This is a genomic window from Citrobacter tructae (assembly GCF_004684345.1).
Taxonomy (GTDB): domain Bacteria; phylum Pseudomonadota; class Gammaproteobacteria; order Enterobacterales; family Enterobacteriaceae; genus Citrobacter; species Citrobacter tructae.
This window is the reverse complement of record NZ_CP038469.1, coordinates 1,956,790-1,967,921: the sequence shown is the minus strand read 5'-3', so window position 1 is coordinate 1,967,921 and position 11,132 is coordinate 1,956,790. Positions and strand designations below refer to the sequence as shown.

At 52.3% G+C, this 11,132-nt stretch carries 11 protein-coding genes; 1 reads left to right on the top strand and 10 read right to left on the bottom strand.

Going from position 1 to position 11,132, the window contains the following annotated elements; all coding sequences use genetic code 11:
* The first annotated feature begins 111 nt into the window (after positions 1–111).
* On the top strand, positions 112–594 hold the full coding sequence (locus E4Z61_RS10355) for a zinc ribbon-containing protein (protein WP_005121423.1): 483 nt from the start codon (positions 112–114) through the stop codon (positions 592–594).
* Between the two features lie 35 nt (positions 595–629).
* Here E4Z61_RS10355 and rihA read toward each other — a convergent pair whose 3' ends face one another.
* The 10 genes from rihA to miaB all read right to left on the bottom strand — a co-directional run bounded on the left by rihA (position 630) and on the right by miaB (position 11,001).
* Positions 630–1,565 (bottom strand): pyrimidine-specific ribonucleoside hydrolase RihA, encoded by a 936-nt coding sequence (rihA, locus tag E4Z61_RS10350; protein WP_135322686.1) that lies wholly within the window; start codon positions 1,563–1,565, stop codon positions 630–632.
* A 116-nt stretch (positions 1,566–1,681) separates the two neighbouring features.
* Entirely contained in the window at positions 1,682–2,407 is a 726-nt protein-coding gene (gene gltL / locus E4Z61_RS10345; protein ID WP_135322685.1) for a glutamate/aspartate ABC transporter ATP-binding protein GltL, read from the bottom strand.
* Positions 2,407–3,081 carry a glutamate/aspartate ABC transporter permease GltK gene (gene gltK, locus E4Z61_RS10340; RefSeq protein ID WP_135322684.1) on the bottom strand — a complete coding sequence of 225 codons (675 nt, stop codon included), beginning with the start codon at positions 3,079–3,081 and terminating at the stop codon, positions 2,407–2,409. The genes gltL and gltK overlap by 1 nt, the downstream gene beginning before the upstream one ends.
* Positions 3,081–3,821: a glutamate/aspartate ABC transporter permease GltJ gene (gene gltJ, locus E4Z61_RS10335; RefSeq protein WP_096757888.1), complete on the bottom strand. Its 741-nt coding sequence runs from the start codon at positions 3,819–3,821 to the stop codon at positions 3,081–3,083. The genes gltK and gltJ overlap by 1 nt, the downstream gene beginning before the upstream one ends.
* A gap of 158 nt (positions 3,822–3,979) precedes the next feature.
* Positions 3,980–4,888 carry a glutamate/aspartate ABC transporter substrate-binding protein GltI gene (gene gltI, locus E4Z61_RS10330; RefSeq protein ID WP_135322683.1) on the bottom strand — a complete coding sequence of 303 codons (909 nt, stop codon included), beginning with the start codon at positions 4,886–4,888 and terminating at the stop codon, positions 3,980–3,982.
* Between the two features lie 357 nt (positions 4,889–5,245).
* A complete protein-coding gene (gene lnt / locus E4Z61_RS10325) occupies positions 5,246–6,784 on the bottom strand; it encodes an apolipoprotein N-acyltransferase (RefSeq protein ID WP_135322682.1) in 1,539 nt (512 codons plus the stop codon).
* 24 nt (positions 6,785–6,808) lie between these two features.
* Entirely contained in the window at positions 6,809–7,687 is an 879-nt protein-coding gene (gene corC, locus E4Z61_RS10320; protein WP_135322681.1) for a CNNM family magnesium/cobalt transport protein CorC, read from the bottom strand.
* A 98-nt stretch (positions 7,688–7,785) separates the two neighbouring features.
* A complete protein-coding gene (gene ybeY, locus E4Z61_RS10315) occupies positions 7,786–8,253 on the bottom strand; it encodes an rRNA maturation RNase YbeY (protein ID WP_135322680.1) in 468 nt (155 codons plus the stop codon).
* Positions 8,250–9,296: a PhoH family protein gene (locus E4Z61_RS10310; RefSeq protein WP_003022776.1), complete on the bottom strand. Its 1,047-nt coding sequence runs from the start codon at positions 9,294–9,296 to the stop codon at positions 8,250–8,252. Before E4Z61_RS10310 ends, ybeY begins: the two co-directional genes overlap by 4 nt.
* Positions 9,297–9,570: 274 nt before the next feature.
* Entirely contained in the window at positions 9,571–11,001 is a 1,431-nt protein-coding gene (miaB, locus tag E4Z61_RS10305; RefSeq protein WP_135322678.1) for a tRNA (N6-isopentenyl adenosine(37)-C2)-methylthiotransferase MiaB, read from the bottom strand.
* Positions 11,002–11,132: the final 131 nt, after the last annotated feature.

The window sequence follows — 11,132 nt, the reverse complement described above, 5'->3', positions numbered from 1 at the left end:
CCCGCAAGGATAAATATTGCACGAATTTACATACTCTGTGGACAGTCTTGCAAAGCGTAGCGTAAATAACGTCTATTATTATAGACAGTTAACGACCCAGGAGGCGAAGCGATGAACAAGGTTGCTCAATATTACCGTGAACTGGTGACTTCACTTAGTGAACGTCTGCGCAATGGTGAACGCGATATCGATGCGCTGGTGGAGCAGGCGCGTCAGCGAGTTATGCAGACCGGGGAGTTAACGCGAACCGAGGTGGAAGAACTCACAAGGGCCGTCAGACGCGACCTCGAAGAGTTTGCGCTCAGTTATGAAGAGAGCCTTGATGAGGAGACTGACAGCGTCTTTATGCGGGTCATCAAGGAGAGTATCTGGCAGGAACTGGCAGATATTACCGATAAAACGCAGCTCGAATGGCGCGAAGTGTTCCAGGATCTCAGCCATCACGGTGTTTATCACAGCGGTGAAGTGGTTGGGCTGGGTAATCTGGTTTGCGAGAAGTGCCATTTCCACTTAGCCGTTTACACACCGGATGTGCTGCCGCTGTGCCCGAAATGCGGTCACGATCAGTTCCAGCGTCGACCGTTTGAACCGTGATTTTGTACCGGATGGCATCGCCATCCGGCAATTCATCAGGCGTAAAACTTCAGACGTTCGGCCAGCAGATCCACAAATCCTTCGCGATCCACATCCACCATCACCGTGGCGTTGGGTTTATTTCCACTGAGGAAAAAGTAATCCACCACGGTCATGCCTTGCGTGTATTTTCCCTGCGTCTCTACGCCGACCCAGCGTTCAACGGTAGTGAATAGTTCCGGTTTCAGCAGCCAGGCGATGGTGCACGGGTCGTGCAGTGGTGCACCGACGAACCCCCACTTCTCGTCTTTGTGATACTCGAGAAAGAAATCCAGTAATTCAGCAACAATCGTCGAAATGGGATTGCCAATAGCGCGGAGTCGCTCGGTATCTTCACGATGAATTTGCGCTTTATGCGTGACATCAAGTCCGGCCATCACCACCGGAATACCTGACTGAAACACAATCTCTGCCGCTTCGGGATCAACGTAAATATTGAACTCGGCGGCGGGTGTCCAGTTTCCCAGACTCATCGCACCACCCATAATCACGATGCGAGCGATTTTATTGTGCAGTTCAGGATGGCTGTTCAGTAGCAATGCCACGTTAGTTTGCGGGCCGGTTGACACAATAGTGACCGGTTCAGGGCTTTCACGCAGGGTTTTCGCCATCAGTTCAACGGCGGTACAGCGCTGTGGTGCGAAGGCGGGTTCCGGGAGCGCTGGGCCGTCCAGACCGCTCTCACCGTGAACGTTATCGGCAATAATCAGTTCACGCATCAGTGGCTTCACCGCGCCACCGGCGACGGGAATATCCGTACGGTTGAGCAGCGTTAGCATGCGCAATACGTTACGCAGCGTTTTGTCGGGTGTCTGGTTACCGGCAGATGAGGTTATCGCTTTCACATCCAGTTCAGGTGAGGCGAGGGCGAGAACAATTGCGATAGCGTCGTCATGACCTGGATCGCAATCAAACAGGATCGGAAGTGCCATTGTTGCTCCTTGTAAGTGGGACTTTGTGACAAGGTTAACGCTGGGCTGAACGTGTTTCGAGAAGCGAAGAGATAAAGCGTGAGGTGGCGCGCACATAGACGCGCGCGCCAGCAAGATTAGTGCAGGATTTTCGCGAGGAAGTCTTTGGCTCGGTCCGATTTCGGATTGGCGAAGAACTCTTCTTTCGGAGAGTCTTCAACAATCTTCCCTTCATCCATGAAGATCACCCGGTTCGCCACTTTACGCGCAAAGCCCATTTCATGGGTGACCACCATCATGGTCATACCTTCATGGGCCAGTTCAACCATGACGTCCAGCACCTCGTTGATCATTTCTGGATCGAGCGCCGACGTTGGTTCATCAAACAGCATGGCAATGGGATCCATACACAGCGCCCGGGCAATGGCTACGCGCTGCTGCTGCCCGCCGGAAAGCTGAGCCGGAAACTTTTCAGCATGTGCAGATAACCCCACACGTTCAAGCAGCTTTTGCGCTTTTTCGCGTGCTGGTGTTTTATCGCGCTTGAGCACTTTCACCTGGGCCAGCGTCAGGTTTTCGATGATCGACAAATGTGGGAACAGTTCAAAGTGCTGGAAGACCATACCTACGCGGGAACGCAGTTTGGCCAGATCGGTTTTTTTGTCATTCACGACGGTACCATCAACGGTGATCACACCCTTCTGTACAGGTTCCAGACCGTTTACCGTTTTGATAAGCGTTGACTTACCTGAACCCGACGGACCGCAGACCACGACCACTTCACCTTTTTTGACTTCCGTGGAGCAGTCGGTCAGCACCTGAAAGTGACCATACCATTTAGAAACATTGTTCAGGGTAATCATTAAACTGTCCTTTTCTTCAAATAGCTGACCAACAACGATGCGCTCAGACTGAATACAAAATATACGGCGCCAGCGAACAGGATCATCTCGACCTGTGTGCCGTCACGCTCGCCAATGGTGGAGGCGGTGCGGAAGAAATCTGCCAGACTCAATACATAGACCAGCGAGGTATCCTGAAACAGGACGATGCCCTGAGTGAGCAGCAACGGCACCATCGCGCGAAATGCCTGCGGCAATATGATGAGCTTCATCGACTGCCAGTGGGTCATCCCTAACGCCAGCGCGGCGCTGGACTGTCCACGAGAGATACTCTGGATACCGGCACGGATAATCTCTGAGTAGTACGCCGCTTCAAACATTGAAAACGCCACCATTGCTGAGATCAGGCGAATATCGGTTTTCGGTGACAGGCCTAATACGTTCTGTAAAAAACCTGGAACAATCAGGTAAAACCACAGCAGCACCATCACCAGTGGAATGGAGCGGAAGACGTTAACGTAGATCTTCGCAAACCAGGCAATGGGTGCGAAGCTGGACAGACGCATTACCGCAAGGATGGTTCCCCAGACGATGCCGATAATAACCGCCGTGACGGTAATTTTTAGCGTGATAAGCAGCCCATCCAGCAGATACGGCAGGGAGGGGACAATTGAACTCCAGTCAAATTCGTACATTATTTGCCTCCCAAATTGCCCGGCAGGCGAGTTTTACGTTCAACCAGATTCATCACCAGCATAATAAAGGCGTTAATCAATACGTAGGCAAGGGTGATCGCCGTAAACGACTCCCAGGCGTGGGCAGAATAATCCAGCAGTTTGCCTGCCTGCGCCGCCATATCCACCAGACCAATGGTCGAGGCGATGGCGGAGTTTTTCACCAGGTTCATCATCTCTGACGTCATCGGCGGCACAATCACGCGGTAGGCGTTAGGCAGCAGAACATAGCGATAGGCCTGCGGTAGCGTCAGCCCCATCGCCAGCGCAGCGTTTTTTTGCCCACGAGGGAGTGACTGAATTGCAGCGCGTACCTGTTCACAAACGCGGGCGGCAGTAAACAGCCCCAGGCAGAGCATTGATGAGAGGAAGAACTGAATGTTGGGATCCAACTCAGCCTTGAACCACATGCCTATATTTTCCGGCAGCAGTTCGGGGATCACCAGATACCAGGTAAAAAACTGTACGATTAAAGGAACGTTACGAAACAGTTCAACGTACAACGTGCCAATCCCGGAAAGAAAACGATTGGGAACGGTGCGTAAGATGCCGAATAAGGAACCGATCAGAAAAGCGATAATCCAGGCGGTGATAGATAACGCGACGGTGACCTGGAAGCCGCTCCAGAGCCAGCCGAGATAGGTGGTGTTGCCGAACGGGGCTTCTTGTAAAAAAATACCCCAGTTCCAGTCTATAGACATAAATCTACTCCAGAAAAAAAAGGGTAGCAGTGCTACCCTCGAAGATTGTTGAGAAGCTCATTTTTCGCGCTGAGTGGGGAACGACCACTCAACGTATAGTCTGTCCATGCTTCCCGACAATCGTGAGGGCAAGGTGAACTCGCCCCATTTCGTTTTAGTTAGTTAAGTGCTTTATCATTCGGTTCTTTGAACAGGGCTTTCATCTCACTCGACAGTTCGAAATTCATGTTCAGGTTCTTCGGTGGAATTGGGTTTTTAAACCACTTATCAAACCATTTCTCCGCTTCGCCTGAGGTTTGTGCCTGCGCAATGGTGTCATCCATCAGTTTTTTGAATGCCGCGTCGTCTTTACGCAGCATACAGCCGTAGGCTTCCTGAGATTGCGGCTTGCCGACGATCTCCCAGTTGTCCGGCTTCTTCGCCTTCGCGCGTTCGCCTGCCAGCAGGGCATCATCCATCATAAAGGCAACGGCGCGACCACTTTCCAGGGTGCGGAAAGAGTCACCGTGGTCTTTGGCGCTGATGATGCGCATATCCATTTTTTGCTCTTCATTTAGCTTATGCAGCAGCACTTCCGAGGTGGTACCGGAAGTCACGACCACCGCTTTGCCTTTCAGGTCGGCGAAATCTTTGATGTCGCCGCCTTTTTTCGCCAGCAGACGGGTGCCGACAACGAATATGGTGTCAGAAAACGCCGCTTGCTTCTGGCGCTCAACGTTGTTGGTGGTGGAGCCACACTCAAAGTCAAAGGTGCCGTTTTGCAGCAGCGGGATACGGTTCTGGGAGGTAATCGGAATCAGCTTCACCTGCAGGTCAGGCTTGTTCAGCTTTTTCTTCACGGCCTCAACAATTGCGTTGGAGTAATCCTGTGAATAACCGACCACTTTTTGCTGATTATCGTAATAGGAGAACGGGACCGAGGATTCACGGTGTCCGACGACGATCACGCCATTTTTAGCGATCTTATCCAGCGTACTGCCTGCCGCAGGGGCGGCATCTTCCGCGTGCGCCAGACCGGCAGACATTCCCATAACCAGCATGGCTGTGGCGAGCTTACGTAATTGCATATCCAACTCCTTTATCGTCTGCGCCAGGGACGCATTGATACCCATTGTGATGTTGTTATTGTTTGCTACTTAAAAGTGCAGTCTTGTATATGTTTGTTAACATTTAGTTTGGATGAATGTAAAGAATTTGCTGTGTTATTGTTTATTTTTGCGAAGTGCGCCGCACCATTTGGGGGCAAAAATATCTTGTTGCACTTGTCAGGTGCTACCTGTGCTCAACTTTGGTGCGACCAGGTTGCACATTCAACCAAAACAGCGTTTGCCTTGTATAACAAAGCAATAGGCATGCCAGAATGGAAAGCGGGATGTGTTATGTTGGCCGGATAAGCGAATCGTTATCCGGCCTGGGAAGGAAGGTTATTTACGGCGCTGACGCAGGCTCATTACGATCGCGCCAAAGCCAAAGAGTGCGCTAAGCAGCCAGAGCGGCCAGTTCCCGGTACGCGCATACGGCGTGAGACCCGTTGTCGGGGTGACGCTGGTGGTCAGTACCTGACGGGTAAACTGTGGGATCATGTCCTGAACGTCACCCTGTGGGCCAATCACCGCCGTGATGCCATTGTTCGTGCTACGCAGCAGCGGACGCGCCAGCTCCAGCGACCGCATGCGCGCCATCTGGAAGTGCTGCCACGGACCAATGGATTTGCCAAACCAGGCATCGTTGGAGATGGTCAACAAATAGTCCGTATCCGGGCGGAAGTTATCCCGAACCTGTTCGCCAAGAATAATTTCGTAGCAGATTGCCGCCGTCAGCTTGAAGCCGTGCGCCTGCAACTGTGGCTGCACATACGGCCCACGGCTGAAGGAAGACATTGGCAGGTCAAAGAACGGCGCCAGCGGGCGTAGAATCGATTCCAGCGGTACAAACTCACCAAATGGGACAAGGTGATTTTTGTTGTAGCGATTCGTGGAATCGTAGCTGTACGGACTGTCTTTACCCAATGTGATGATAGTGTTGTAGGTATCGTAGCGGTTTTGCTTGTTAAGGCGTGCGTCAACAATACCGGTGATCAACGTGCTATTTTTGGATTTTAGCAGGTCATCCATCATGCCGAGGAAACGCTGTTGATTGATCTCCAGATCCGGAATTGCGGATTCCGGCCAGATGATCAACTGTGATTTCCCCATCTCGGGTTGCGTGGCACCAAGGTAAATCTTCAGTGTGTTGATGAGCTGATTTTCATCCCACTTCAGCGACTGCGGGATGTCACCTTGCACCATAGAAACCTGGATAGTTTTTTCTGGTTCAAGCGTATACCACTGGATATAGCGCAGCGGGAAGGGCAGTGCGAAAAGCACTACGGCAGCGACCAAGGGACGCCAGTTGCGTGTGACTAACGCTAACGCCAGTAGTCCGCTGACCATCATCAGCAGGAAGTTAATCGCCTCAACGCCCATGACTGGCGCCAGGCCTTTTAGTGGTCCGTCAATTTGGCTGTAACCAAACTGTAACCACGGGAAACCGGTCAGCACCCAGCCGCGCAGGAATTCGGTTATCTGCCAGACAACGGGTGCAGCAATGGCGACGCGTAGCCAGGTTGTTTTGGGCCACAGGCGTGACAGAATGCCGGCAAACAGACCCGTGTAGAGCGAGAGGTATGCGGCAAGCAGTACCACAAGGAACACGTTAACCGGGCCAGGCATACCGCCAAACTGTGCAATGCTGACATAGACCCAGTTGATACCAGAGCCAAAAAGCCCCAGTCCCCAGGCGTAGCCGATAGCGGCAGACTGGAGCGGGCGGCGGTTGAAGGTGAGGGCCTGCAGGCCCATCAGCGAAATAATCGCCGCAGGCCAGATGTCATACGGAGAAAAAGCCAGCGTCCCGCAGGCACCGAATAATAACGCCAGCAGCAGGCGAATGCGCTGGCGTTCAATCAATGGGGCAAATGCCATGTAGTCTTTGATCCAGTTTCGGGTTTATTCGTCCAGTTTTGGCTGGGGTGAGTCGTCCGGAATTCTGACATGAACCTGAATAATACGACGGCTGTCGGCCATTGCCACTTTGAACTGGTAACCATCAATGTCGATGCTCTCCCCACGCGCGGGCAGATGACCAAAGGCCTGCATCACCAGACCGCCAATAGTATCAACTTCTTCGTCGCTAAAGTGGGTGCCGAAGGCTTCGTTGAAGTCTTCAATCGGCGCCAGCGCACGAATGGTCCAGGTGTGGCGACTGAGTTGACGGAAATCGATATCGTCTTCTTCGTCGTATTCATCTTCGATTTCACCGACGATCAGTTCGAGAATGTCTTCAATGGTCACCAGACCCGAGACGCCGCCGAACTCGTCAATGACGATAGCCATATGGTACCGCTGAGAGCGGAACTCTTTCAGCATGCGGTCAACACGCTTGCTCTCAGGTACGACAACCGCCTGGCGTAACACTTTCTCCATGCTGAAGGCTTCGGCATCGCTGCGCATAAACGGCAGCAGATCTTTGGCCATCAGAATCCCTTCTATGTGATCTTTGTCTTCGCTGATCACCGGGAAACGCGAGTGGGCAGACTCGATGATGACATCAAGACATTCATCCAGGGTCTGGTTGCGTTTCAAAGTGATCATCTGGGAACGGGGGATCATGATGTCACGAACGCGCTGGTCCGCAATGTCCATCACCCCTTCGAGCATATCGCGCGTATCTTCATCGATAAGGTCGTTTTGTCCGGAATCACGGATCAGCTCCAACAGTTCGTCGCGGTTTTTCGGTTCACCGTGGAAAAGTTGGCTCAGTAACAGGGAAAAGAATCCCTTTTTGCTGTGTAAGGTGTCACTACTGTGTGAATTGTCGTCGCTCATGGCGTCGTATGGGTTCTCATGTTAGTTAATAGGTGGCTCAAGGCACGTAAACTCAGTGCCTGGCGTCGTGACCTGTTACCGGCTTTACCGGCAGCAGGTTATTCCTTCTCGGCAATGTACGGATCCTCATAGCCCAGAGCAAGCATAATCTCTGTTTCAAGGGATTCCATTTCTTCCGCTTCGTCGTCTTCGATATGGTCGTAGCCTAATAGATGCAGGCTACCGTGTACCACCATGTGCGCCCAGTGGGCCTCAAGTGGTTTTCCTTGTTCCTGGGCTTCCTTTTCAACGACCTGACGACAGATGATAAGGTCGCCCAGTAGCGGCAGTTCGATGCCCGGAGGGGCCTCAAACGGGAAGGACAGTACGTTGGTTGATTTGTCTTTCCCGCGATACGTCAGGTTCAGTTCGTGGCTTTCAGCGTCATCGACCAGACGAATGGTCACTTCTGACTCTTCCTGAAACTGCGGGATTACCGCATCCAGCCATGCCTGAAACTGGCTCTCATCCGGTAAACCGGCGTTATCTTCACATGCCAGTTGTAAATCGAGAATAACCTGACTCATTTTTGTTCCTGCTCCTGAGCTTCACGCTTGCGTTCCGCTGCCTGTTCGGCTTTACGTTTTTGTTCTGCTTCTTCCCAGGCTTCATACGCCGTCACGATACGGGCAACCACCGGATGGCGCACCACGTCTTCGCTATGGAAGAAATTAAAGCTAATCTCATCGACTTCAGCCAACACTTCGATGGCATGACGCAGACCTGATTTGGTGCTGCGCGGCAGGTCAATCTGGGTAATGTCACCGGTGATAACCGCTTTGGAATTGAAGCCGATACGTGTCAGGAACATTTTCATCTGTTCGATGGTGGTGTTCTGGCTTTCATCGAGGATGATGAAAGCATCGTTCAGCGTACGACCGCGCATATAAGCCAGCGGGGCGACTTCAATGACGTTACGCTCAATCAGCTTCTCGACCTTCTCAAAGCCGAGCATTTCGAACAGCGCGTCATACAGCGGGCGCAAATAGGGATCGACTTTTTGGCTGAGATCGCCTGGTAGGAAACCCAGTTTTTCACCGGCTTCAACCGCTGGACGCGTCAGCAGAATACGGCGAATTTCCTGTCGCTCAAGCGCATCGACTGCGGCGGCTACCGCCAGGTACGTTTTACCTGTACCTGCAGGACCCACGCCGAAGGTGATGTCATGATCGAGAATATTGGCGATGTACTGCGCCTGATTCGGCGTACGCGGTTTAATCACGCCGCGTTTGGTTTTGATGTTCACCGCTTTGCCAAATTCAGGCACGCTGTCAGCGCTCTGCTCAAGAACGCGGGCTTCTTTAATCGCCAGGTGAATTTGTTCGGGCTCAATGTCCTGGGTCTGACCGCGCATCGGTGCGGTATCGACGTACAGGCTGCGTAAAATATCTGCCGCAGCGGTAACGCAAATTGGGCGACCAGTTAGCTTAAAGTGATTATCACGGCGGTTAATTTCGATGCCGAGACGACGCTCCAGCTGTTTGATGTTGTCATCAAAAGGACCGCAAAGGCTCAACAGGCGGGCATTATCTGCGGGTTCAAGGGTAATTTCGCGAGTGTCTATGTTCAAACTGTTCCTCTTATGCTGAATATCGCCGGACGTTGAACATTTACCGGCATCTAAGGAAATTATTCACGCCACAGGGGAAAGGCGCAAGCATTGCTATGAAGATGGGGACGGTGGAAGATAATACAAGGCCCGCCCCGTCATACTTCAAGCCGCAGAGGCGTTGCCTGCACTCGCGCACCCCAGTCACATAGTTATCTATGCTCCTGGGGATTTGCTCGTTTGTCGCCTTCCTGCAACTCGAATTATTTAGGTGCTAGAGGAGGGGCGCTAGTGATTACGGCTGATAAATACCGACGCCGAGATCGTTTTCTTTGCGAGTACGCGCAATGACCGACTCCGGGGATTCTGCGATGCGCAGGCCCATTTCGTCTTCGGTACGCACCACTTTGCCGCGCAGGGAGTTGGTCCAGACGTCAGTAATTTCAACATCCACAAACTTACCGACCATATCCGGGGTGCCTTCAAAGTTAACCACGCGGTTATTTTCGGTACGACCAGACAGTTCCATCACGCTTTTACGTGACGTACCTTCGACCAGAATGCGTTGGGTGGTACCGAGCATACGACGGCTCCAGGCCATCGCCTGCTGGTTGATGCGATCCTGCAGGATATACAGACGTTGTTTCTTCTCTTCTTCCGGGACGTCGTCAACCATATCGGCAGCAGGCGTACCAGGACGTGCTGAGAAGATAAAGCTGTAGCTCATGTCGAAGTTGACGTCAGCAATCAGCTTCATGGTCTGTTCGAAATCTTGCGTGGTTTCGCCAGGGAACCCCACAATAAAGTCGGAGCTAATCTGAATATCCGGGCGCGCGGCGCACAGTTTACGGATGATCGCTTTGTATTCCAGTGCGGTATGGGTACGCCCCATCAGGTTCAGTACACGGTCTGAGCCACTCTGTACCGGCAGGTGCAGGAAGCTCACCAGCTCCGGCGTATCGCGGTAAACTTCAACGATATCATCGGTGAACTCAATCGGATGACTGGTGGTGAAGCGGATACGGTCGATGCCGTCGATCGCCGCCACCAGACGCAGTAAATCCGCGAATGAGCCGGTTGTACCGTCGTAGTTTTCACCGCGCCAGGCGTTAACGTTTTGTCCCAACAGGTTGACTTCACGTACACCCTGCGCCGCAAGTTGGGCGATTTCAAACAGGATGTCATCAGCCGGACGGCTGACTTCTTCACCACGGGTGTAGGGCACTACGCAGTAAGTGCAGTATTTGTTACAGCCTTCCATGATGGATACAAACGCGCTTGGACCTTCAGCACGCGGCTCCGGCAGACGGTCGAATTTTTCGATTTCCGGAAAACTGATATCAACCACCGGGCTACGTTTAACGCTTCCGCGAACCTTGTTGATCATCTCTGGCAGACGGTGCAGGGTTTGTGGCCCAAAAATAATATCGACGTAGTGCGCGCGTTGACGAATGTGATCGCCTTCCTGAGAGGCGACACAGCCACCAACGCCGATAATCAGATCCGGGTTTTTCTCTTTTAAGAGTTTCCAGCGACCTAACTGATGGAAAACTTTTTCCTGAGCCTTCTCGCGGATTGAGCAGGTATTCAGCAGCAGCACATCCGCTTCTTCCGCCACGTCGGTCAGTTGATACCCGTGAGTGGCATCCAGCAGATCGGCCATCTTCGATGAATCGTATTCGTTCATCTGACAGCCCCAGGTTTTAATATGGAGTTTTTTTGTCATCGACTTGCTCTTGCGAAATTGTGGCTGAAATGCAGGGCGCATAGTGTACTGCGTTGGCGCGGTTGTGACCAGTATGACGGATGTCAGCCTCAAGGGGTAAAAATCCTGTAAACTTACACAATACATGTAAC

Excerpts from the sequence above, each read along its gene's own strand:
- gltK (WP_135322684.1), bottom strand. The coding sequence starts at position 3,081 with ATGTACGAATTTGACTGGAGTTCAATTGTCCCCTCCCTGCCGTATCTG.
- miaB (WP_135322678.1), bottom strand. The coding sequence starts at position 11,001 with ATGACAAAAAAACTCCATATTAAAACCTGGGGCTGTCAGATGAACGAA.
- E4Z61_RS10355 (WP_005121423.1), top strand. The coding sequence starts at position 112 with ATGAACAAGGTTGCTCAATATTACCGTGAACTGGTGACTTCACTTAGT.
- rihA (WP_135322686.1), bottom strand. The coding sequence starts at position 1,565 with ATGGCACTTCCGATCCTGTTTGATTGCGATCCAGGTCATGACGACGCT.
- gltL (WP_135322685.1), bottom strand. The coding sequence starts at position 2,407 with ATGATTACCCTGAACAATGTTTCTAAATGGTATGGTCACTTTCAGGTG.
- lnt (WP_135322682.1), bottom strand. The coding sequence starts at position 6,784 with ATGGCATTTGCCCCATTGATTGAACGCCAGCGCATTCGCCTGCTGCTG.
- gltI (WP_135322683.1), bottom strand. The coding sequence starts at position 4,888 with ATGCAATTACGTAAGCTCGCCACAGCCATGCTGGTTATGGGAATGTCT.
- ybeY (WP_135322680.1), bottom strand. The coding sequence starts at position 8,253 with ATGAGTCAGGTTATTCTCGATTTACAACTGGCATGTGAAGATAACGCC.
- corC (WP_135322681.1), bottom strand. The coding sequence starts at position 7,687 with ATGAGCGACGACAATTCACACAGTAGTGACACCTTACACAGCAAAAAG.
- gltJ (WP_096757888.1), bottom strand. The coding sequence starts at position 3,821 with ATGTCTATAGACTGGAACTGGGGTATTTTTTTACAAGAAGCCCCGTTC.